Source organism: Arthrobacter sp. TJ-236 (assembly GCF_058269235.1).
The window spans coordinates 829,509-852,567 of sequence record NZ_JBZCNI010000001.1 but is presented as its reverse complement, the minus strand read 5'-3'; the positions used below and the strand labels follow the sequence as shown (position 1 = coordinate 852,567).

The 23,059-nt window shown below is 70.6% G+C and carries 19 protein-coding genes and 1 tRNA gene; 14 read left to right on the top strand and 6 right to left on the bottom strand.

Annotated elements, in window-relative coordinates; all coding sequences use genetic code 11:
* Positions 1 to 89: 89 nt before the first annotated feature.
* The 4 genes from AC4D16_RS03965 to AC4D16_RS03950 all read right to left on the bottom strand — a co-directional run bounded on the left by AC4D16_RS03965 (position 90) and on the right by AC4D16_RS03950 (position 3,293).
* Positions 90 to 162, bottom strand: a tRNA-Arg gene (locus AC4D16_RS03965).
* 169 nt (positions 163 to 331) lie between these two features.
* The gene (locus tag AC4D16_RS03960) at positions 332 to 1,849 is read right to left on the bottom strand and encodes an FAD-dependent oxidoreductase (protein WP_490954022.1); all 1,518 of its coding nucleotides are present in this window, start codon (positions 1,847 to 1,849) and stop codon (positions 332 to 334) included.
* Complete coding sequence (locus AC4D16_RS03955) at positions 1,846 to 2,706, bottom strand: FAD:protein FMN transferase (protein WP_490954021.1); 861 nt, start codon at positions 2,704 to 2,706, stop codon at positions 1,846 to 1,848. The genes AC4D16_RS03960 and AC4D16_RS03955 overlap by 4 nt, the downstream gene beginning before the upstream one ends.
* Positions 2,707 to 2,717: 11 nt before the next feature.
* Entirely contained in the window at positions 2,718 to 3,293 is a 576-nt protein-coding gene (locus tag AC4D16_RS03950) for an FMN-binding protein (RefSeq protein ID WP_490954020.1), read from the bottom strand.
* A 242-nt stretch (positions 3,294 to 3,535) separates the two neighbouring features.
* Between AC4D16_RS03950 and argS the strand changes: the two genes are divergently transcribed.
* The 10 genes from argS (at position 3,536) to AC4D16_RS03900 (ending at position 16,779) form a co-directional block, all read left to right on the top strand.
* The gene (argS, locus tag AC4D16_RS03945; RefSeq protein ID WP_490954019.1) at positions 3,536 to 5,185 is read left to right on the top strand and encodes an arginine--tRNA ligase; all 1,650 of its coding nucleotides are present in this window, start codon (positions 3,536 to 3,538) and stop codon (positions 5,183 to 5,185) included.
* 2 nt (positions 5,186 to 5,187) lie between these two features.
* Positions 5,188 to 6,765 (top strand): diaminopimelate decarboxylase, encoded by a 1,578-nt coding sequence (gene lysA, locus AC4D16_RS03940; protein ID WP_490954018.1) that lies wholly within the window; start codon positions 5,188 to 5,190, stop codon positions 6,763 to 6,765.
* Positions 6,762 to 8,093, top strand: coding sequence for a homoserine dehydrogenase (locus tag AC4D16_RS03935; protein ID WP_490954017.1), 1,332 nt, complete (start codon positions 6,762 to 6,764; stop codon positions 8,091 to 8,093). The genes lysA and AC4D16_RS03935 overlap by 4 nt, the downstream gene beginning before the upstream one ends.
* Positions 8,094 to 9,197 carry a threonine synthase gene (gene thrC / locus AC4D16_RS03930; RefSeq protein ID WP_490954016.1) on the top strand — a complete coding sequence of 368 codons (1,104 nt, stop codon included), beginning with the start codon at positions 8,094 to 8,096 and terminating at the stop codon, positions 9,195 to 9,197.
* A 1-nt stretch (position 9,198) separates the two neighbouring features.
* Positions 9,199 to 10,188 carry a homoserine kinase gene (gene thrB, locus AC4D16_RS03925; protein WP_490954015.1) on the top strand — a complete coding sequence of 330 codons (990 nt, stop codon included), beginning with the start codon at positions 9,199 to 9,201 and terminating at the stop codon, positions 10,186 to 10,188.
* Positions 10,189 to 10,533: 345 nt separating this feature from the next.
* Entirely contained in the window at positions 10,534 to 12,762 is a 2,229-nt protein-coding gene (gene rho, locus AC4D16_RS03920; RefSeq protein WP_490954014.1) for a transcription termination factor Rho, read from the top strand.
* A gap of 252 nt (positions 12,763 to 13,014) precedes the next feature.
* Positions 13,015 to 14,094 (top strand): peptide chain release factor 1, encoded by a 1,080-nt coding sequence (gene prfA / locus AC4D16_RS03915; protein WP_490948849.1) that lies wholly within the window; start codon positions 13,015 to 13,017, stop codon positions 14,092 to 14,094.
* A 2-nt stretch (positions 14,095 to 14,096) separates the two neighbouring features.
* The gene (gene prmC, locus AC4D16_RS03910; protein WP_490948850.1) at positions 14,097 to 14,960 is read left to right on the top strand and encodes a peptide chain release factor N(5)-glutamine methyltransferase; all 864 of its coding nucleotides are present in this window, start codon (positions 14,097 to 14,099) and stop codon (positions 14,958 to 14,960) included.
* Entirely contained in the window at positions 14,957 to 15,913 is a 957-nt protein-coding gene (locus AC4D16_RS03905) for a glycosyltransferase (RefSeq protein WP_490948851.1), read from the top strand. The genes prmC and AC4D16_RS03905 overlap by 4 nt, the downstream gene beginning before the upstream one ends.
* Before the next feature lie 41 nt (positions 15,914 to 15,954).
* Positions 15,955 to 16,779, top strand: a complete 825-nt coding sequence (locus tag AC4D16_RS03900) for an L-threonylcarbamoyladenylate synthase (protein WP_490948852.1) — start codon at positions 15,955 to 15,957, stop codon at positions 16,777 to 16,779.
* 168 nt (positions 16,780 to 16,947) lie between these two features.
* On the opposite strand, the gene AC4D16_RS03895 is transcribed toward AC4D16_RS03900, so the two are convergent.
* Positions 16,948 to 17,877 carry an NAD-dependent epimerase/dehydratase family protein gene (locus tag AC4D16_RS03895; RefSeq protein ID WP_490954013.1) on the bottom strand — a complete coding sequence of 310 codons (930 nt, stop codon included), beginning with the start codon at positions 17,875 to 17,877 and terminating at the stop codon, positions 16,948 to 16,950.
* Positions 17,874 to 18,866, bottom strand: coding sequence for a glycosyltransferase (locus tag AC4D16_RS03890; protein WP_490954012.1), 993 nt, complete (start codon positions 18,864 to 18,866; stop codon positions 17,874 to 17,876). The genes AC4D16_RS03895 and AC4D16_RS03890 overlap by 4 nt, the downstream gene beginning before the upstream one ends.
* A gap of 231 nt (positions 18,867 to 19,097) precedes the next feature.
* On the opposite strand from AC4D16_RS03890, the gene AC4D16_RS03885 reads away from it, so the two are divergent.
* From AC4D16_RS03885 to AC4D16_RS03870, 4 genes are all read left to right on the top strand, one after another.
* Positions 19,098 to 20,942: a polysaccharide biosynthesis protein gene (locus tag AC4D16_RS03885; protein ID WP_490948855.1), complete on the top strand. Its 1,845-nt coding sequence runs from the start codon at positions 19,098 to 19,100 to the stop codon at positions 20,940 to 20,942.
* On the top strand, positions 20,939 to 21,961 hold the full coding sequence (locus AC4D16_RS03880; protein WP_490954011.1) for an MraY family glycosyltransferase: 1,023 nt from the start codon (positions 20,939 to 20,941) through the stop codon (positions 21,959 to 21,961). The genes AC4D16_RS03885 and AC4D16_RS03880 overlap by 4 nt, the downstream gene beginning before the upstream one ends.
* A 170-nt stretch (positions 21,962 to 22,131) precedes the next feature.
* Complete coding sequence (locus tag AC4D16_RS03875; protein WP_490954010.1) at positions 22,132 to 22,695, top strand: Cg1360 family ATP-synthase-associated protein; 564 nt, start codon at positions 22,132 to 22,134, stop codon at positions 22,693 to 22,695.
* Positions 22,692 to 23,030, top strand: a complete 339-nt coding sequence (locus AC4D16_RS03870) for a hypothetical protein (protein ID WP_490948858.1) — start codon at positions 22,692 to 22,694, stop codon at positions 23,028 to 23,030. The genes AC4D16_RS03875 and AC4D16_RS03870 overlap by 4 nt, the downstream gene beginning before the upstream one ends.
* Positions 23,031 to 23,059: the final 29 nt, after the last annotated feature.

The window sequence follows — 23,059 nt, the reverse complement described above, 5'->3', positions numbered from 1 at the left end:
CGGTGGGGGCCGCATGGCGTGGAGCCTACCAAACACGAAACCGCCGCCGGCCTGATGGCCGACGGCGGTCTACCCGATGGGTGGATCTGTGCCCTCGATAGGATTCGAACCTACGACCTTCTGCTCCGGAGGCAGACGCTCTATCCCCTGAGCTACGAAGGCAGACACGGCTCGGCCGTGCCCTTGCGGGACGTCAAGAGCTTAGCAGGTGGCGCCGGTCAGGAAGAACCCGGGAGAGCCGCGCGACGGGCACGCGACCGGCGGTCGACGGGCACGAGACGCTTCGTCGGGGCGTGGCCGCAGGCCCGCCGACGGCTGGACAGCCCGACGGTCAGTAGCCCAGGAACGCGTCCGTGAGCACCCGCGAGACACCCGCCTTCCGCACCGTCGCGCGGATCCCCGCGATGAAGGAGGGCGAGCCGGAGACGAGCACCTTGCGTCGTTTCAGGTCGGGGACGGCCGCGAGCAGTTCGTCCGCCCCTGCCACGGTGCCGCCGAACGTCCAGGCGACCGGCAGGGCCGCAGCGTCGGCTGCGTCGTCGCCGGTCACGAACAGCACCACGCGGGTCCCGAGTGCCACCAGCTCGTCGCGGAAGGCGATCTCCTCGCCGCTGCGCACCACGTAGACGAGGACGACGTCGCGCTCCTCCGCGCGGTTGGCGAGGTCACGGAGCTGGCTGATGAACGGGGTCACGCCGATGCCGCCCGCGGCCAGCAGCAGGGGAGCGGAGGCGTCCCGCGGCAGCCGGAAGTCGCCGCCCACGAGCGTGCCGGTAATGCGTGCGTTCTCCGGGAGCGCGAGCAGCGCCTTCTTGAACGAGCTCCCCGAGTCCGAGGTGCGCAGGCCGAAGGTGACGGCGTCGGTCCGCTGTGGCGCGGAGGTGATGCTGAAGACGCGGCGCCGGCCGCGGCGGTCCGCACCCCCGTGCGGGAGGTCGAGCTCCATGTACTGGCCCGAGTGGAAGCGCACGGGGCGGGAGGGCTCGAAGACCAGTTCGGTACTCGTGGGTGTGAGCTGCCGGGACCCGGCGAAGTTCAGCTTCACGCCGCGCCGCTGACCCATGAGGAACGCCACGGCGTTGCCGATCACGAGCGCGAACTCGGGACCGAGGAACACCGGGCCGATCGAGATCTGGAGGGCGAACACGACGGCCACGATCGCCGCGAACAGCCACTGCTGCCACCGCAGCGGCGGGAGCGTGAGCGGCTCCGTCATCATGAAGCCGATGAGGAACAGCACGGGGTAGGACGTCAGCACCAGCTGCAGGGCGGGGCCCACGGTCATCCCGCTCTGCAGGAGGTTGACGACCAGGATGCCGACGGCCACTGCAATGAAGACGATTCCCATGGACACCTTGCGCGTCCGGTAGAGCAGGAGCGCGGCGCCCACAGCGACCACCGGCAGCATGTAGGCGTTGGCGACCCACCAGCCGGCCACGCCGACGCCGAGCAGCGTGGCGACCACGGCACCGGTGGAGGCGGGGTTGAAGATGTGGCGACCCCGGACGGCCAGGACGTACTTCGACGCACCCGCTGCGAGTCCGGCGACGAGGATACCGCCGAGGCCGGCGGCGGTCCCCTGCGGGAACATGATCAGGAAGAGGATCAGTCCGGTGATGAGCGAGGAGTCGCCGTGGGGCCGGAGCCTCAGGATCAGCGCCATCAGCCGTGTTCCCACGAAGGTGCCGGCCACGGCTGCCACGAGGGTCCCGGCGAGCACGGTGGGCGTGTAGGCGAAGAGGCCGGCGAAGGAGAGCACGAACGCCTCCACCGTGAGGGTCAGGAGCAGCACCAGGGTCAACCGGTACATGGTCATGCGGCCCAGCAGGCCGTCGAGTACAGCGGTCATGGGAACAGTGCTCCTGAGAGGGGTGCGGAGTAGCGGGCTCGCCCGTCCGAGTAGACGAGGACGTAGTCGAAGGCGAAGTCGGCGGCGAGGTCGCCGGGATCGGCGAGGAAGAGGGCCGTGCAGAGTCCGTCCGCGGTCATGGCGTCCTCCGCCAGGACCCAGGTGGCCACCACGGTGTCCACGCAGTGGCCGGTGCGCGCGTCGAGCACGTGGTGCAGCCCATCCCCCCAAACGCGGCGGTTCGACGCCGACGCGCAGAGAGCACCGGTGCCCAGGGGCACGGTGCCGATCGCCGACGTCGGGTCGTACGGATGCTCCAGTGCGACCGAGATGCTCCCGGGCCCCACGCGCCGCATGTCACCGCTGGCGTCGACGATCACGTCGTCGTGCCCGGCGTCGACCAGCTGCTGGAGCATCAGATCCACGAGCTGCCCCTTGCCGGCCGCCCCGACGTCCAGGATGGCCGGCTCGTGCAGCGTGACGCCGTCCTCCGTCCAGTCGAGGACGTCCGTCCAGGCGCGCGCCGGAGCAGGAGCCTTCGTGGTGACGAAGGAGTAGTCGGCGTCGTAGCCCTGCGCCGCCAGGCCGTCCCCGACGAGGGGGGAGACCCCACCCCCGGTGGCGTCGTGCAGGGACCGCAGCAGGCGTCCGAGGTCGGCGCCGTGTCCGGGGAGGGCGAGTGTCCCGCCCGACGCCGCGAGCGCCGTCACGCCCGAATCCGCCCGGAAGCGTGAGTAGAGGACGTCGTACTCCTCGGCCAGGCGCAACAGATCCTCCCGCTGCGACCTCGGCAACTCGCGGCGCGTGTCCACGCGCCAGCGGGTGCCGATGGCCTCGAAGCTGAAGGAATCCGCCACGCCCGTACCTCCTACATCTGCGCTTCGCTCTTGATCTTGCCGAGGGCCTCGTTGAAGCCGCCGCTGGTCAGGGAGGAGCCGGCCACCTTGTCGACCGTGATGTCGTCGAGCTTCTGCCCCACGATCGCGTCCGAGATGCCCCCGGCGAACTGGCCCTGGTACTGCTCGGTGGTGGGGTTGTCCGGCATCGGCTCCACGGTGACGGCGGTGACGACGTCGGCGGCGAGGGTGACCGTGACGCCCACCTCCTCCGGGCCGGCGGGGGACTGGTACCCACCCGTCTGCGTGTACTCGCCGTCGGTGTAGGTCTGGTCGGCCGCTGCTTCGGTGGTCGGAGCGGCAGCGTCGCTCGATGCCGCGGCGTCGGGTGCGGCGGAGGTCTCGGGCGCAGCCGCGCTGGTCTCCGCCGCAGGGGCGTCCGCGGCGGACGTCTCGGTGGTTGGCGCTTCCGCTTCGGCGCCGGCGCACCCGGCCGCTCCGAGGATCGAGACGGCCGCGAGTGCCGTCAGCACCCGCTTGTGAAGGGGGAAGGAGCTGGTGGTCGCGGAATCGGTGGTCCGGCGCGTGGCCGTCCGTGTGGTCGTCATCGGTTCTCCTGGTGCGTCGCGGGAAATGATCGGGCGAGGAACACGCTCCGACGGACTGGCGGGTCCAACGTATCGCGGGTGATCGCCGTTCCACCCTCGATTCGTTCCCCGAGGGGCTCCGGACGGTTGCGGACCCCCTCGGGTGTGACCTGGCCCTCCCCTCGAGGGAAGCCGACCAGGAGGCGAGTGCCCGGCGGCCCCCCGAATCGGGGCCTGAGGGGCCCCGCGGCTATGCTTGACGGGTGACTCCCGAAGAACTCTCCGCCGCTATTTCCGCATGCCTGCAGGACGCCCTCGACGCCGGTGACATCAGCATCGAGCTCCCCTCCGAGGTGCGCGTGGAGCGGCCGAAGAACAGGGAGCACGGGGACTGGGCCACTAACATCGCCCTTCAGCTCGGCAAGAAGGCCGGCATGAACCCCCGTGACTTCGCGCGGATCCTGAGCGACCGCCTGGCTGGCATCGATGGCGTCAAGAGCGTGGACATCGCCGGTCCCGGCTTCCTCAACATCACGCTCGACGCCGGTGCCGCCGGCGAGCTGGCCCGCACCATCGTCGAGGCCGGCCCCGCCTACGGCGGCAGCGAGGCGCTCGCCGGACAGAAGATCAACCTGGAGTTCGTCTCGGCGAACCCGACCGGCCCCATCCACATCGGCGGTACCCGCTGGGCCGCCGTCGGTGACGCCCTCGCGCGCATCCTGCAGTCGCAGGGTGCGTCGGTGGTCCGGGAGTACTACTTCAACGACCACGGTGCGCAGATCGACCGCTTCGCGCGCTCGCTGTACGCGAGCGCCGCGGGCCGCCCTGCCCCCGAGGACGGCTACGGCGGACAGTACATCGAGGACATCGCGCAGCGCGTCGTCAGCGCGGAGCCCGACGTCCTTGCGCTCACGGAGCCGGACGCCGTCGAGCGGTTCCGCGCCGTCGGTGTCGATTTCATGTTCACCGACATCAAGAAGTCGCTGCACGACTTCGGCGTGGACTTCGACGTCTACTTCCACGAGCACTCGCTCTTCGAGGACGACTTCGTGGGCGGGCTCCTGGAGCAGCTGAAGACCTCCGGCAACCTGTTCTTCGAGGACGGCGCATGGTGGCTGAGGTCCACCGACTTCGGGGACGACCGCGACCGCGTGGTCATCAAGTCCGACGGGACGCCCGCCTACATCGCCGGTGACATCGGGTACTTCGTCAACAAGCGTCGCCGTGGCTTCGACCTGAACATCATCATGCTGGGCGCCGACCACCACGGGTACGTCGCGCGCCTGAAGGCCGCCGCCGCGGCGCTCGGTGACGATCCCGCCACCGTGGAGGTGCTGATCGGACAGATGGTCAATCTCATGAAGGACGGCGCGCCCGTCCGCATGTCCAAGCGCGCCGGCACCGTGGTGACCCTCGAGGACCTGGTGGACGCCGTGGGTGTGGACGCCGCCCGTTACACGCTCGGCCGGTTCTCGGCGGATTCGAACATCGACATCGATCTCGATCTGCTGACGCGCCGCACCAACGAGAACCCGGTGTTCTACGTGCAGTACGCCCACGCCCGCACGCACGCCGTCGCCCGCAACGCGGTCGCGGCGGGAGTCGACACCGGCCTCTTCGACGCCGCGTCGCTCGGCCACCCCACGGAGGGCGAGCTGCTGGCCGCCCTCGGCCAATTCCCCGGCGTCGTGGCGCAGGCCGCCTCGTTCCGCGAGCCGCACCGGGTGGCGCGCCACCTCGAGGTGGTCGCGGGTACCTACCACCGCTGGTACGACGCCTGCCGGGTGTCCCCGATCGGCGATGCCCCGGTCGAGGACGTCCACCGTTCACGCCTGTGGTTGAACAACGCCACGCAGCAGGTCCTCGCCAACGGCCTCCGGCTGCTCGGTGTCTCGGCCCCGGAGAGGATGTGACCGTGCACGAGACAGCGACTCGGCGGGGGAGCTCGCCCCTGGCGCCCTCCTGGTTGACGGTGCCCGAGCACCCGGCAGAGCTCGAGCGGAGGCTGTGGGCGGAGGACGTCGAGCGGAGGAGCGACGGCGTCCTGACGATCGACGGCGTCTCCGTGGAGGACCTGGCCGCCCAGTACGGCACGCCGCTCTTCGTCATGTCCGAGCGGGACTTCCGCTCCCGCGCCGCCACCTTCCGCGACGCGTTCAACGATGCCTTCCGTGAGCTGTGCGGGGGAGTCGACGTCTTCTACGCAGGTAAATCCTTCATCTGCACCGAGGTGGCCCACTGGGTGCGGGAAGAGGGCCTCGGCCTCGATACCTGCTCCGGCGGCGAACTCGCCGTCGGCCTGCGCGCAGGCATGCCCGGGAACCGCCTGGGACTCCACGGGAACAACAAGTCCGCAGCGGAGATCACGCGGGCCATCGACGCGGACCTCGGCCGCATCGTCGTCGACAGCCTGCAGGAGGTGGCGCTGGTCGGCGACCTCGCCGTCGAGCGCGGACGCCGCGCCAACGTCATGATCCGACTGACCCCGGGTGTCCACGCGCACACGCACGAGTTCATCGCCACGGCTCACGAGGACCAGAAGTTCGGACTCTCGCTCAGCACGGAGCAGGGTCCCGGACACGACCTCTCAGGCGGGAAGGACGACGGCGGCTCCTCGCCCGCCGCCCGCGCGGTCGCGGACGCCCTGGCCCACCCGGGCATCAACCTCCTCGGCGTGCACTGCCACATCGGGTCCCAGATCTTCGAGTCCGAGGGCTTCGAGCTCGCCGCGAAGCGGCTCCTCGGGTTCCTCGCGGAGGTCCGCGACCGGCACGGCGTCGAGCTCCCGGAGCTGGACCTCGGGGGAGGCTACGGGATCGCCTACACCGAGGCGGACGAGCCGCGCCCCGCGGCGGAGATCGCCCGGGCGATGGCGGCGGTCGTCGGGGACACCTGCCGCGACCTCGACCTGCGGGTGCCGCGCATCTCGATCGAGCCCGGCCGCGCGATCGTCGGTCCCACCACGTTCACGCTCTACACGACCGGCACCACCAAGACCGTGCGCGTGGACGCCTCGGCCAACGGCTCCGAGACCGTGCACGACACCTCCGTGACGCATCCGCGACGCTATGTGTCGGTGGACGGCGGGATGAGCGACAACGCCCGTCCGGTGCTCTACGGCGCGGATTACTCCGCCGTCCTGGCCTCGCGGACGCCCGACGCCCAGCCCGTCCTCTCGCGCGTGGTTGGGAAACATTGCGAGAGCGGTGACATCGTGGTGCGTGACGTCTACCTCCCGGAGGACACCGGCGCCGGCGATCTCCTCGCCGTCCCGGGGACCGGAGCGTACTGCTGGGTGCTCTCGAGCAACTACAACTACCTGACGCGCCCGCCCGTGGTGGCGGTCGCCGACGGCCGTGCGCGGCTCATCGTCCGCGGTGAGACCGAGGAGGACCTGTTCCGCAGGGACGTCCAGCGCGAGCCCGCCCCGGGCGCGCCGGAAGCGACCGCCTCGGAACAAGCCCCGGAACAAGGAGCCTCACGGACAGCATGAATGTGCCAGCAACGCCCTCGTCCCAGCCGCTGCGTGTGGCCCTGCTCGGCTGCGGGAACGTCGGTTCCCAGGTGGCCCGGATCCTCCTCGAGGACGCCGAGAACCTCGGCCGCCGCGCCGGGGCGCCGCTCGACCTCGTGGGCGTGGCCGTTCGCACCCTCGACGCCGAGCGCGAGGTGGACCTCCCTGCAGGGCTCCTGACCACCGACGCCGAGGCGCTCGTCGAGCGGGCGGACATCGTGATCGAGCTGATGGGCGGCATCGAACCGGCGAAATCGCTGATCCTCCGTGCCATCGAGCACGGGGCCACAGTCGTCAGCGGTAACAAGGCTCTGCTGGCGCAGGACGGGCCCGAACTCTACGAGCAGGCGGACAAGGCGGGCGTGCAGCTCTCCTACGAGGCCGCGGTCGCCGGAGCCATCCCGATCCTCCGGCCCATCCGGGACAGCCTCTCCGGGGACCGCATCACGCGCGTGCTGGGGATCGTCAACGGCACCACGAACTACATCCTGGACCAGATGGACTCCACGGGCGCCTCCTTCGCCGACGCCCTGAAGGCCGCACAGGACCTCGGCTACGCGGAGGCGGATCCCACGGCCGACGTCGAGGGCCATGACGCCGCCGCGAAGGCCGCGATCCTCGCCTCCCTGTCCTTCCACACGCGCTTCGCCCTCGAGAACGTGCACTGCGAGGGCATCACCTCGGTCACGGCGGACGACATCAAGGCCGCCGCCGAGGACGGCTACGTCATCAAGCTGCTGGCCATCGCCGAGATCCTGACGGGTGAGGACGGCGCCGCGGGCGTCGGAGTCCGCGTGCACCCGACCCTGCTGCCCCGTACCCACCCGCTCGCGGCCGTCCGCGGCGCGTTCAACGCCGTCTTCATCGAGGCGGAGAACGCGGGGGAGCTGATGTTCTACGGTCAGGGCGCGGGCGGCACGCCCACCGCGTCGGCCGTCCTGGGCGACGTCGTCAGCGCGGCGCGCCGCATGGTGCTCGGCGGCCCCGGCCGTACCGAGACCACGACGGGCCACGTCCCACCGCTCAGCATCGACACCGTGCGCACCAGCTACTGCATCGGGCTGCAGGTCGCTGATCAGCCCGGCGTGCTCGCGCGGATCGCGCAGATCTTCGCGGAGAACGACGTCTCCATCGAGACCATGCGCCAGCGCATCCACCAGGGCGGGCCCGACGGCGGCACCACCGCCGAGCTGCGCATCGTCACCCACCGCGCACCCGAGGCGTCCCTCGCCGCGACGGTGAAGCAGGTCGCCGCGCTCGACGTCATCACCGCCGTCTCATCCGTCCTCCGAGTAGAGGGAATCTAAGTGGCACACCAGTGGCGCGGAGTCATCCGCGAGTACGCCGAACGCCTGCCCGTCAGCGACTCCACCGAGGTCATCACCCTCGGTGAGGGCGGTACGCCGCTGGTCCTCGCGCAGCACCTGTCCGAGCTCACGGGATGCACGGTGTACCTGAAGGTCGAGGGAATGAACCCCACGGGGTCCTTCAAGGACCGCGGCATGACCATGGCGATGACCGCCGCCGTTGCCGCCGGGGCCAAGGCCGTGGTCTGTGCCTCCACCGGCAACACCTCGGCGTCCGCGGCGGCGTACGCCACGCAGGCCGGGATCACCTGCGCCGTCCTCGTCCCCGACGGCAAGATCTCCATGGGCAAGCTCAGCCAGGCGATCGCCCACGGGGCGCAGCTGCTCCAGGTGAACGGCAACTTCGACAACTGCCTGGATGTCGCTCGGAAGCTCGCGGAGTCCTACCCCGTGTTCCTCGTGAACTCGGTCAACCCCGCGCGCCTCGAGGGCCAGAAGACGGCCGCGTTCGAGGTCGTGGACACGCTCGGCGACGCTCCCGACTACCACCTCATGCCGGTGGGGAACGCGGGCAACATCAGCGCGTACTGGAAGGGCTACACGGAGTACGCGGCGCCCTACGCCTCGATGCACCACGGCGAACTGCCGGCCGTCGCCACGCGGACCCCGATCATGTGGGGGTTCCAGGCCGAGGGCGCCTCGCCCCTGGTCAAGGGCCACCCGATCACCGAGCCGGACACCATCGCGACCGCCATCCGCATCGGCAATCCGGCGTCCTGGGACTTCGCCGTGGCTGCACGCGACGAGTCCGGCGGGCTCATCGAGGCGGTGACGGACGAGGAGATCCTCGACGCCCACCGCTGGCTGTCCTCCCGCGAGGGCGTGTTCGTGGAGCCCGCCTCCGCCGCCGGTGTGGCCGGACTCATCAAGAAGCATGCCGAGGGCGCCGTGCCCACGGGCAAGACCATCGTCATCACCGTGACGGGCCACGGCCTGAAGGACCCCCAGTGGGCCCTCCGCACCGTCGACGGTTCCGACGTCGAGCCCACGAAGGTGGAGTTCGACGTCGTCAGCGTCGCCGCGGCCCTCGGTCTCGAGGACTGAGGTGGCAGGCCTCCACGTGACGCCCGTTCCGGCCGACGTGCTGGACCTGCCGGTCGTCGCGACGGGCCAGGAGGTCGAGGTCACCGTCCCCGCCACGAGCGCGAACCTCGGGCCGGGCTTCGACACCCTCGGACTCGCGCTCTCGCTCCACGACGTGGTGCGCGTCAGGACCACGGACGCGGGCGCGACGACGGTGCGCGCCACCGGTGAGGGCGTGGGGAACCTCCCCACCGACGAGCACCACCTCGTGGCGCGAGCCCTGATCAGCACGCTCCACCATGCCGGACGGCGTGCTCCGGGCCTCGAGCTCGAGACGGTCAACGTCATTCCCCACGCACGCGGCCTCGGCTCCTCCGCCGCCGCGATCGTGGCCGGGGTCCTCGCCGCCAACGCGCTGCTGCCCGCCGGCGAGCGCCTGGACGCCGAGGCCCTGCTGCAGTGGGCCGCGGCGATCGAGGGGCACCCCGACAACGTGGCACCCTCGCTCGCGGGTTCGCTCGCCATCTCCTGGGAGAGCGGGCGTGCCTATCGCAGCGCACGCGCGGAGGTGCATCCCGACGTCGTGCCCGTGCTGGCGGTGCCCGTCGCCTCGCTCGCGACGGACAGTGCCCGTGCCCTCCTGCCGCCGTCGGTCCCGCACCGCAGCGCGGCGGCGAACGCGGGCCGCGCGGCGCTCCTGGTCCACGCGCTGACCACCGATCCGTCCCTGCTGCTGCCCGCCACGCAGGACGCCCTGCACCAGGACTACCGCGCGCAGGCGATGCTCCCGAGTGCCACCCTGCTGCGCGCCCTCCGGGCCGCCGGTCTCGCGAGCACCATCTCCGGAGCGGGGCCGAGCGTCCTGACCCTGGCGGTCGGGCAGCACCGTGCCGAGGAGGCCGGGGAGCTCATCAGGACCTTCGTGGCGCAGGGCGACACGCCTGGCGGATGGCGGATTCTCCGGCTGTCAGTCGAGCGGGAAGGTGCTAAAGTGAGAGTGCATCAAGGGTAGGAACCGCTCAGGCGGATCTGCCGTGTCTCGCGGAGTTGGCGTCCATCGAAGGTTCCAGCCCCCGTCGCAGGCATCGGGTGCTTCTGTTGAGCCGGCCGTCCTGATCTACGGACCGCCGCACAAGCTGCAGGTTCATCAGCAGTAGTACATCCTCCGGTGTAGCCTCCGAACTTTTCTGCGTGCGCCTCGCGGCCTGACGCAGCGACATCCTCAGGCTCCAGTTCGCCCAGCCACTGCCACCCAGCACCCGGCACGGCTGGACCCCGCCTGCTTCCAATGCAGCACGGGGCAAACCACCGCGGACCACTCATCGAGTGGCCGCCCGACGAGGGGGAAGGATCCTTCGTGACTGAAACCACCGACCTGTTACCAGGTGTGGCAACCCAGGACGCCGACGCTAACGGCGCATCTTCAGCAGCTACTTCCAAGAGCAGCGGTCTCGCAGGCCTGAAGCTCGCGCAGCTCCAGGCGCTGGCGGGCCAGCTCGGCATCACCGGTGGATCCCGGATGCGCAAGGGCGATCTCGTCTCGGCCATCTCCGACCACCAGCGCGGCTCGGCCGTCGCGGACCGTCAGCGGCCCGTCGTCCGCAGCGAGCGCACCACCGACACCGCCGATGTTCCGGCACAGTCGGCATCGCCGGCCGCGAGCGAGCAGCCCGCCGCCCCGACGCAGGACGAGCAGTCCGCCCCGGCAGAGCGCCAGCCCCGGACCCGCAACCGCAACCGGCGTGCGGGCAGCGACGGAGTGGTCGCCGCTCCCGTGGCCGACGACGCCGTCGTCGCGGACACGCGCATTGACACCCAGACCGGCCGGGACGCCGCGGGCGACAGCTCGCGCACCTCGACCGTCGATCCGTCCGACGCAACGGACGAGCAGCAGGAGCGCGGCGAACGCCAGGAAGGCCGCGGGCAGCGCAACCGCCGCAGCCGCCGGGGCGAGGACCGCTCCGACGCACAGAACCAGGGCGACCAGCAGGGCGAGCTCCGCACGTCCGGTCAGCAGGACGCGCAGAACGACGGCCAGCAGACCGGTCAGGGCGAGACCCGCGGCGAGCGCAACGAGCGTCGCAACAGGTCGCGCAACGGCCGCGACGAGAGTGTCGGCAACGGCTCGAACAACGGCTCGAACAACGGCTCGAACATTGGCTCGAACAACGGATCAGCCAACGGCTCCGGCAACGGCTCGGCCAACGACTTCCAAAACGACGGCGGACGCAACGGCACCGAGCGCAGCGACAACCGCGGCAACGGAGCGAACGACGACGAGGGTCGCGGACGCAACCGCCGCAACCGCGCGGGCCGCAACGGTACCGCCGGCCCCGAGGACCGCAACAGCCGCTTCCGCGACCGCAACGAGCGCAACGACCGTCGTCGTGGGCGCAACCAGCCGGACGTCGACGACGTCGAGGTCACCGAGGACGACGTCCTGCTGCCCGTCGCGGGCATCCTGGACGTGCTGGAGAACTACGCCTTCGTGCGCACCAGCGGCTACCTGCCGGGCCCGAACGACGTGTACGTGTCCCTGGCGCAGGTCAAGAAGCACAACCTCCGCAAGGGCGACGCCGTGGTCGGCGCCATCCGGGCACCCCGCGAGGGGGAGACCGCCGCGAGCGCACGCCAGAAGTTCAACGCGCTGGTCCGCATCACCACGGTCAACGGCAAGCCCGCCGAGGATCTCAAGGACCGCGTCGAGTTCGCGAAGCTCGTGCCGCTGTACCCCTCGGACCGCCTGCGCCTCGAGACGGACGCGAAGAAGATCGGACCGCGTGTCATCGACCTCGTGGCACCGATCGGCAAGGGCCAGCGTGGCCTGATCGTCTCGCCGCCCAAGGCCGGCAAGACGCTCATCCTGCAGGCGATCGCGAACGCCATCACGATCAACAACCCTGAGGTCCACCTCATGATGGTCCTCGTGGACGAGCGTCCCGAGGAAGTCACCGACATGCAGCGGACCGTGAAGGGCGAGGTCATCGCCTCGACCTTCGACCGCCCCGCCGATGACCACACCACGGTCGCGGAACTGTCGATCGAGCGCGCCAAGCGCCTCGTGGAGATGGGCATGGACGTCGTCGTGCTCCTCGACTCCATGACGCGACTGGGCCGTGCCTACAACCTGGCCGCCCCGGCGTCGGGCCGCATCCTCTCCGGCGGTGTCGACTCGGCTGCGCTCTACCCGCCGAAGCGCTTCTTCGGTGCGGCACGCAACATCGAGAACGGTGGCTCGCTCACCATCCTCGCGACCGCACTCGTGGAGACCGGTTCGAAGATGGACGAGGTCATCTTCGAGGAGTTCAAGGGCACCGGCAACATGGAGCTCCGCCTCTCGCGCCATCTGGCCGACAAGCGGATCTTCCCCGCCGTGGACGTCAACGCCTCCGGTACGCGCCGCGAGGAGAACCTCCTCTCGCCGGACGAGGTCAAGATCATGTGGAAGCTGCGCCGCGTGCTGTCGGGTCTCGAGACCCAGCAGGCACTCGAGCTGCTCACCAACAAGATCCGGGAGACGCAGTCCAACGTCGAGTTCCTGATGCAGGTCCAGAAGACCACGCTGGGTTCCAAGGACTCCGACTAGCACCCTGACCAGCCGTTCGAGACAAGCCGGCCCCGCCCCTTCGCGCGGAGGCATCGTCCTGTCGGACGCGCACTCCGCGCTCCGACAGCCCCGATGCCACTCCCTGGCCGGCTTGTCCCGAACGGCTTCGGTGGTTAAGCGGCACTTCCCCTCTCGAGGGAGCAGCTTCGACCGGTGACCACGCCGGTCGTGGCCTTGTTAGGCTCCCGATCTTCGTAGACTGGCCGGACAGGCCGAAAGAGGTACACCCCCATGTTCGAATCCATCCAGGGACTGCTCGACGAGCACTCCGAGCTGCAGGATCAGCTCGCCGATCCCGCGGTGCACACCGACCAGCCGCTCGCGCGGAGGCTCGGACGCCGCTACGCGGAACTCGGGCGCATCGTGGATGCGCACAACCGGTGGACGGCCCTCGACGACGACCTCGCGGCAGCCCGCGAGATGGCGTCCGAGGATCCCGAGTTCGCGGCCGAGGTGCCCGTGCTCGAGGAGCAGCTCGCTGCGGCGCAGGAGCGCCTGCGACGGCTGCTGATCCCGCGGGATCCCAATGACAGCCGCAACGTCATCATCGAGGTCAAGGGCGGCGAGGGCGGGGACGAGGCAGCTCTCTTCGCCGGTGACCTGCTGCGCATGTACGCGCGGTACGCGGAGTCCCGGGGCTGGAAGACCGAACTCCTCTCCGCCAACGAGTCCGATCTCGGCGGGTACAAGGACGTCCAGATGGCCATCAAGGGATCCTCGAACGATCCCGCGGAGGGCGTGTACGCGCGCCTCAAGTTCGAGGGCGGCGTGCACCGCGTGCAGCGCGTCCCCGTGACCGAGTCGCAGGGCCGCATCCACACCTCCGCCGCCGGCGTGCTCGTTCTCCCCGAGGTCGACGAGCCCGAGGAGGTGGAGATCAGCCAGAACGATCTCAAGATCGACGTCTACCGCTCCTCGGGGCCGGGTGGCCAGTCGGTCAACACCACCGACTCCGCCGTCCGCATCACCCACCTGCCCACCGGCATCGTGGTCGCGATGCAGAACGAGAAGTCGCAGCTCCAGAACCGTGAGGCCGCGATGCGCGTGCTCCGCTCGCGCATCCTCGCCCACGAGCAGGAGAAGATCGACGCCGCGAACTCCGACATCCGCAAGTCGCAGATCCGCACGATGGACCGCTCCGAGCGCATCCGCACCTACAACTACCCCGAGAACCGGATCGCCGACCACCGCACCGGGTACAAGGCGTACAACCTCGACGCCGTCATGAACGGGGATCTGGAGCCCGTGGTGCAGTCGGCCATCGAGATGGACGAGCAAGCGCGTCTCGACGCCATCGGCACGGAAGAGTAGGCGTGGAGGACGCCCTGCGCCGGGCTGTCCGTCTGCTCGGCGAGGCAGGGGTGCCGAGCCCCGAGGTGGACGCCGAATTGCTGGCGGCGCACCTGCTCGGCGTCTCGCGCGGACGTGTGCGCGCCCTGGCCCTCACGGGGACCGCCGCGCCCGAGGGCTTCGAGGAGCTGGTGGCCGAGCGGGCGCGCCGCGTACCGCTGCAGCACCTCACGGGCACCGCCACCTTCCGTCACGTGGACCTCGCCGTCGGGCCCGGGGTCTTCGTTCCGCGCCCGGAGACCGAGACCGTGGCCCAGCTCGTCATCGACCACGCCGCGCGTCTGACCGCGCCGAGGGTCGTCGATCTGGGCACGGGTTCCGGCGCGATCGCCGCGGCCGTCGCGAACGAGGTGCCTCACGCGGAGGTCGTGGCGGTCGAACTGAGCGACCTCGCCCTCGCGTGGGCCGAGGCCAACCTGCGGCCGTTCGGCGTAACCCTCGTGCAGGGGGACCTCGCGACGGCACTGGCGGAGCAGAACGGCACGTTCGACGTCGTCGTCTCCAATCCGCCGTACATCCCCGCCGAGGCCGTACCCATCGAGCCGGAGGTGGCGGAGCACGATCCCCACATGGCGCTCTACGGCGGCGGAGCGGACGGCATGGCGCTGCCCCGTGCAGCGGCCCGGTCAGCGGCGAGGCTCCTCGTCCCCGGCGGGCTCTTCGTGATGGAGCACGCCGAGGTGCAGGCTCCCTGGGTCGCCGCCGTCCTCACCCAGGCCGGGGTCTGGACGGACATCACCACGCATCAGGACCTGAGCGGACGGGACCGCTCCACGAGCGCCGTGCTCTCGCGCCATCCACGAGCCACAGGGGAGTCACGAGCATGACCGATCACGCACGAGAGCCGGTAGGGCCCGGACGGGCGGCAGCGACGGCACCGACGGAGCGCGTCGCCGTCGCGGCAGTCACCTACGACCGCCACGAGGAGCTCGCGCAGCTCCTGGTGTCACTCGAGGTGCAAAGCGTCCCGATCACGACGATCGCCCTGGTTGACTCGGGCACCCGACCCGCGGGCGCCGTCGTCGACGCCGCCGTGGAACGCGGCGCGTCCGTGCACTACCTCCGCTCCGAGGCGAACCTGGGCGGTGCCGGCGGCTTCGCGTACGCCATCCTCGCGGCGGTCGCGAGTGGCGCCGAGTGGGTCTGGCTGATGGACGACGACGGCCACCCCGAGGACGAGCACTGTCTCGCCGCACTCCTCGAGGCCGCGCGGGAGCACCGCCTCGACGTCGTCAGTCCGCTGGTGGTGGCGACGTCGGACCCGACGCGGCTGTCCTTCAACTTCCGCATCAACGGTCTGCTGACGAACGACCGCGCCACGCTGGAGCCGATGGGCTACCTGCCCGGCATGGTGCACTTCTTCAACGGCGCCCTCATCCGCGCTGACGTGTTCTCGACGATCGGTGTGCCGGACATGAAGTACTTCATCCGCGGCGACGAGGTGGACTTCCTGGCGCGCGTGCGCAAGGCCGGCCTCACGTACGGCACGGTGGCGACCGTCGCCGTCCGGCACCCGGCCACCTGGTCCGAGATGAAGCCGATCTTCGGCGGCTTCATCACGCCGGTCATCCCCGAGGGCGAGTTCAAACGGTTCTCCTACTTCCGGAACCGCGCGTACAACGCGCGCAAGTACCGCAACCTGCGCTGGTTCGGAGCGGACATCATCGGCTTCCCGTACTACTTCCTCTCCCGGGGCGACATCCGCGGGCTCCGCGCCTGGGCCGCGGCCTACGGGGCGGGGCTGCGCGGGAAGGGCTTCGGTCCGCCGCCGGCGCCCTGAGCGATGTGCGGCACCGGGCGGACTGATGGAAGGATGACAGCGTGACCACGACGTATGACTGCTCCGATCCCGCTCAGCGCGCCGAGGGCCTCACCCAGGCCCAACGCGCCGTCTCGCTCAAGCAGTGCGTGGTGCTGCCGACCGACACCGTCTACGGCATCGGCGCCGACGCCTTCTCGCCGCAGGCGGTGGCGACGCTCCTGGCCTCGAAGGGGCGCGGCAGGAGCATGCCCCCGCCCGTCCTGATCCCGCGGATCCAGACGCTCGACGGTCTCGCGACGGATGTGTCCGTGGACGCCCGACGCCTTGCGGAGGCCTTCTGGCCCGGGGCGCTGACCCTGATCCTCCACGCGCAGCCGTCGCTGACCTGGGATCTCGGCGACACCCTGGGAACGGTGGCGCTGCGCATGCCGGACGACGAGATCGCCCTCGAACTCCTCACCCTCACCGGGCCGCTCGCGGTCTCCTCGGCGAACCGCACGGGGCAGCCGGCGGCGACGACGGCGGCGGACGCCGCCGCGCAGCTCGCGGAGTCCGTGGCCGTGTACCTCGAGGCAGGCCCGCGGCTGGACGCCAATGGCTCCGGCTCCACGATCGTCGACGCGACCGGTGAGGTCCTCCGCGTGGTGCGGCAGGGCACCCTTCCCCTCGACCGGCTGCGTCAGGTGGTCCCGGGGCTGGTCGGGATCGACGGGTCCACAGGCCCGGACGCGACCGAACCCGACGCGACCGAGCCCGACCCCGCCGCCCCCGACGCGACGGGTACGGACGCCACCGCCGCCGGCGCGACGGAGACGGACGCCACGACCGAGGACGTCGACGGGTCCGACACACGCTCGCCGTCGGGCGGCGCCTCGCTCCAGTAGATCTCAGCCGGCGCGAGATCCCAGTCAGCGCGCTCCACGCCGACGGAGACGGGCCCCGCATCAGGCCTGCGGCGCCGGGCAGCTCCACATCTACACCTGCGGTCCGTCAGCGATGCCGAGTCACCCTGCGATCCGTCAGCGATCCCGGTTCGCGTGCGGTGCGTCGCGTCAGCGGTCCCCGGCGGCGAGGGCCAACACCTCGCGGACCCGCGGCGCAGGCACCATCCCGTGGTACCGCGCCCACCCCGGCACCTGGTCCTGACCGAACCACAAAAGTTCGGCCCTGCGGACGCTGCCATCGAGCCGACCCCGTACCGCCGACGAGAGGGCGTAGCCGGACCGGACGAGGCCGGTACAGAGCGCTCGCGGCAGCACGCGGGGCCGTCCGCCCGCGGCCTCGAGGACCGAGCGCACCGTCAGGCCCTCCCACGGCTGCAGCACCCGGGCCGGGAGGTCGCCGGGGAAGGTTCCGAGGGCGACGACGAACTCCGCGAGCGCGTCCACCGACGTCACGGGAGTGGGTGCGGTCCCGGGTGATGCCACCGAGGCCAGGGGCGAGCGGGCGAGGCGCGCGAGCGTCGCCGTCGTCGTCCTGCCCGGGCCCTGGACGGACGTGGCCCGGACCGTCACGGTCTCCGGGCGCTGCCCGCGGGTGGCGAGGTCCAGCGTCTGCTCGCCCAGGGCCTTGCTGAGCGAGTAGGCGGAGAACGGGCGGACGTCCGGGCTCTCGTCGAGCACGGCGGCCCTACCCTGGACGGCCGCACTGCTCAGGTGCACCAGCCGGGCGGTCCCCGCCTCCGCGGCCGCGAGTGCGACGACGGCGGGCAGAAGGGCGTTCGCGCCGAAGAGCTCCGGGGTGTCGGGCGCGGACGGTGTCGCGAGGCCGGCGGCGTTGACCACGACGTCGTGGTCCGCGAGCAGTGCCCGGAGCCTTTCGAAGTCGGTCCGTCCGGCCTCGACGAGCAGATCCCGGGGAGTCCTGGCCGCGGTGACGAGGCGGGGTGCCGGGGCCGAGCGCGCCGGAATGCCGGCCTCCCGCAGGGCCTCGAGCACGGCGGCTCCGACGAACCCTGACCCCCCGAGGACGAGCCAGCTCACGCTGATCCCGCGCCCGGGATGCGGTGCGCACCGGACCCCGCCGGTGACAGCGGTGGTTCGGGCAACCAGTGCGGGTCGCGCAGGATCACGCGGGCAGCCCGCCACCCGCGCCACACGGCGCCGACACCCGAGAGCGAGTGCTCGACGGCGACCAGGCGCAGCACCTCCTTGGCGGCCGAGAGCACGGTCCCCACACCGAAACCGAGAGGACTGTACCTGCCGTGCAGACGGAGGTACTGCGCCAGATGTCCCCGGTTCCGCATGCCGCAGAACCGTGAGAGGTCGCTCGAGTCGTTGAGGTGCCGTACGCCGAGATCCACCTGGCGCTGCGCGCGGGTCTTCCGCAGCACGAACGCGTCAACATAGGCCACGGGGTACCTCTGCGAGACGAGCCAGCCGTACGTCGTGTCGTCCCCGTTGAGGAAGAACCGCGCGTCCGGCAGGCCGATCTCGCGCACCACGTCGGCGGAGACCAGCATGCCCTCGAAGCAGCCCACGTTGGTGTGGAAGACCGAGGAATCGGCGAAGACGTCCCCGCGGACCGGCAGGTGCACGCCGAGGCTCTCGTGCAGCCGGTGCTGCCAGAAGAACGGCTCGCCCGCGTGGTCGTAGCGCCGCCCGTGGATGCAGGAGTACCGCGCCATCCACGGCGCGAAGGAGGTGAGTGCGTCGGGGAGGGCCACCACGTCGTCGTCCATGAGCCAGAGCCAGTCCGCGCCCTCGCGGAGGGCGCGCGCCACACCCGCCGCGAATCCGCCTGCGCCACCCACGTTCACCGGGAGGCGTTCGACGACGACCGGGACGGGCAGGTCGAGTGCGGAGAGCACGCCGGGAGTCCCGTCGGTGCTCGCGTTGTCCACCACGACGACGCCGGCGGGCGCGGGGGAGAGGTCGGCGACGGAGGCGAGCAGTTCCTGCAGGTGCCCTGCCCTGTTGAAGGTCGTGATGACGATGAACACGCGGGGCGCGCCGTGGTCAGGAGCGGGCAACGGGGTCCTTCCGGGCCGCGCCAGGGCGGCGGCCGACGGCTCGGGCGCACAGGGGGCGGTTACTATTCTCGGGTAGCAGCAGTCTATACACCGTGCCCCTCGGGGCCTTCCGGACCTGAAGCCGCCGTCCGGGCCGAAAGCCTGACGCAGTGGACGCCGTCCGGGCCGAAGGCCTGACGCAGGATGCGTCGATGGTCGCGGTGCCTGCCTGCGTGACAATCGTTAGGAATCATGGGACTCACCGAAGGCCGGGCCTCCGCCCGGACATCCACCTCGGCCGGGGCGACAGCCGCCGACAAGCCGGCCATCTGGCTCTGGTCGCAGTACCTCCTGGATGCGGCCGCCTGGATCGTCGCCATCCTCCTCGCGCTGATCCTCCGCTACGAGCTCCTCGTGAAGGAGGTCAACGTCCCCGGCATCGCCGTCTTCTGCGCGGTCGCCGTCGTGGCCCAGCTGGGCGTGGGGCTGAGCTTCGCGCTGTACCGCGGGCGGTACAGCTTCGGGAGCTTCCACGAGGCGAAGCTGCTGGTGATCGTCGCGGTGCTCGTCGGCGTGATCCTGGTCCTCGTGAGCGTCGCCTTCTTCACGGTCCTCGAGGTGCCGCGCAGCATCGGGATCATCGCGTTCCCCTTCGCCTGCATGTTCCTCGCCGCCACGCGGTACCTGAAGCGCATGTACGTGGAGAGCAAGGCGAAACCGGGTGAGGACGCCCAGCGCACCCTCATCTACGGTGCCGGATTCCTCGGCAACTCGCTGGTGAGCCGGATGATGCAGGACCCGGATTCGCCCTACTTCCCGGTCGGCCTGATCGACGACGATCCGGCCAAGAAACATCTTAGGTTGTCCTCCGTGCCGGTGCTCGGCCGCATCGACGACCTGCGGGAGGTCGCCTCGAGGACGCAGGCCTCGCTCCTCGTCATCGCCTTCGCCGAGGTGGAGGCCGCCCAGGTGCGGCGTGTCTCCGATCTCGTGGCCGGCCTCGGGATCAAGGTGCTCGTGCTCCCGCCCCTGCGGGACATGCTGGGTGCCGGCGGAGCAGCCATCGCCGACTTCCGCGAGGTCGCCGTCGAGGACCTCATCGGACGCCGTCCGGTGGACATCCACCCGGACGAGGTGGCCGGCTACATCACGGGGAAACGGGTCCTGGTGACCGGGGCGGGCGGGTCCATCGGGTCCGAACTCTGCCGCCAGCTCTCGGCCTTCGCGCCGGCGGAGCTCATCATGCTCGACCGCGACGAGACGGGTCTGCAGTCCACCCAGATCTCCCTCACGGGCAGGGGCCTGCTGACGGGCCGGGACACCGTGCTCGCGGACATCCGCGATGCGGACGCACTGCTCGACATCTTCGAGGACCGCAAGCCCGAGGTCGTCTTCCACGCCGCCGCCCTGAAGCACGTCTCGCTCCTCGAGCAGTACCCCGAGGAGGCCTGGAAGACGAACGTCCAGGGCTCGCTGAACGTCCTGCGGGCCTCGGCCGCGGTGGGCGTGACCAATTTCGTGAACATCTCCACGGACAAGGCGGCGGATCCCACCAGCGTGCTCGGACACTCCAAGCGCGTCGCGGAGAAGCTGACCTCCTGGCAGGCCGGGGCCACAGGACAGAAGTACGTCTCCGTGCGCTTCGGCAACGTGATCGGCAGCCGCGGGTCCATGCTGCCGCTCTTCACCGAGCAGATCCGCAACGGCGGGCCCATCACGGTCACCGACCCCGAGGTGACCCGCTTCTTCATGACCATCCCGGAAGCGTGCCAGCTCGTGGTGCAGGCCGGCGCGATCGGCAGGAAGGGCGAGGTGCTGATCCTCGACATGGGGGAGCCGGTCCGGATCCTCGACGTCGCCCAGCGGATGATCGCGATGTCGGGCAAGGACATCGACATCGTCTTCACCGGACTGAGGCCCGGCGAGAAGATGCACGAGGACCTCATGGGCGTGGGCGAGGCCGATTCCCGGCCCCTCCATCCGAAGATCTCGCACACCTCGGTGGCCCCGCTGGATCCGCAGCAGCTCAGCCTGCAGCAGTGGAAGTCCGACGGCGGTTTCGACCCCTCGCAGCGCAGCATCGGCACCGCCTCGTGAACGCCCTGCTCGTTGTGATCGGCGCCCTGGCGCTCGTCCTCTCTCTCGCGCTCCCGGTGGTGGTCAAGCCCGTGCTCCGACGACTCGGCGTCATCGACATCCCGAACAGCCGCTCCTCCCACACCACCGAGGTGATCCGCGGCATGGGCGTCGCCGTCGCCGTGGCCATCCTCGTCGCCCTGACGGTGTCGCTCGCCACGGGACTCGTGGCCGTCGACCGCTCGCTGGTGCTCGTCATCATCGGCATGATCGCGGCGACCGCCTCGCTCGGCTGGCTCGAGGACCTCCGCGGGGTGTCCATCCGCGTCCGGGCCTCCGCGCAGCTGGTGATCGGGGCAGTCGGCACCGCCGTCCTCGCCACCACCATCGACGACAGCAGCTACTGGTGGGTACCCGTGGGTGCCGTGGCCTTCGCGACGTACGTCAATGCGGCCAACTTCATGGATGGCATCAACGGCATCTCGGGCCTGCACGGTGTGGTGGTCGGGGCGTTCTACTCCTACGCCGGCGTCCTGAGCGACCAGGTGTGGCTGACGGTCTCCGGTCTCGTCGTCGCGGCGGCGTTCGCGGGATTCCTGCCCTGGAACCTCGGTCGCGGCTTCGTGTTCCTCGGCGACGTGGGAAGCTACCTCCTCGGCGCCTCGATCGCGGCCATCGCCGTCACGGGCCTGCTGGCGGGCGTGTACCTCGAATACCTGCTCTCGCCGGTGCTCATCTACCTGGCCGACACCTTCACGACGTTCCTGCGGCGCGCGCGCCGGGGTGAGCGTCTCTACACCGCGCACCGGCAGCACGTGTACCAGAGGCTCACCGACGCCGGCCTCTCCCACGTCCAGGTCTCCCTCCTCGTGGGGGTGTTCTCGGCCCTGACGGCGGCGGCCGGCTTCGTGCTCGCCACGGCTCCGGCGCCGCTGGCCGTCACGGCCTCGCTGGTCGCCGCGGCGGTCGTCGCGCTGTACCTGTATTCCCCGCGGATCGTCCGGAGGCTCGCTGCCCGGCGCGCGGCCGCCAGGGCCTGAGCGGGGCGGTGCGCTAGAATTCTGGCGCCGGGCACGAGGCGCACCACGCCTGCGGGGTGCAGTGCCCACGGAGTCCGCTCGGGGCCACCGAACCCCGACACACCGCCATCAGCGGGACTGAGCCGGAACAGAAGCAGACATCATGACGCAGTCGACAGAGCGGACGGAACGTGCAACGACGGGACGAGATCCCCACCCCTGACGGGAGCGCGGGGCACGTGACGGCCTCCGGCCCGACCGAATCGCCCTGGCTCCGGATCCTCGGCGTCAGCGCGACGTCCGCCGGCGCGATCGCGGTGGTCCTGGCGGTCGCAGCACTACTCACCACGTCCCCGGCAGCGGCACTGAGCGCGACGGCGGGGGCTGCGCTCGTGGTGGTCTTCTTCGGGATCAGCCTGCTGATCGGGCACTACACCGGCAGGACGAACCCGTCCGGTGCCCTGGGCCTGTTCGCCGTCACCTACGCCATCAAGGTGGTGGGTTTCGCGGCGGTGCTGTTCTTCGTCGGCACTCCGGACTGGCTGGACCGCACATGGTTCTTCGTCGGCGCCGTGGCCGCAGTCATTGCCTGGCAGCTCGCCGAGGTGGTGGCCTTCGGACGCCTGAGGACCCCCCTCTACGGCACCGATGACACACCCGCGACCGTGGTTATCCCTGCTCCGCAGAGCACCGTGACCCGTGACGCGGCCGCCCACCCGACAGTCCCCACCGAGCAGGACGGAGCGCAGCGATGACACCCTCGACGCCCGAACGATCGACGCCTGATCCTCGCAGCGAGGGACGGTCCTCGAGCGTGCGCGAACAGGGCGGCGACGCCGACCCGAACGGCGGCTACAACGCCGGGATGGCCGTCTTCAGCTACATGATTGGCGGGATCTTGGTATGGAGTTTGATAGGCTTTGGGCTGGATAATCTCCTCGACACGCGCTGGTTGGTGCTGGCGGGAGCGTTCGTAGGTGCAGCGGGAGGTTTCTACCTCTCCCACAAGCACAACCTCACCAAGGGCCGCACGCCGGATCCGCAGAGCGGATCACGGTCGTCGTCCGGCGCCGAGGGTGGACCGGAGTGACTCCCCACAACTGAATGAGTCGGACCAGT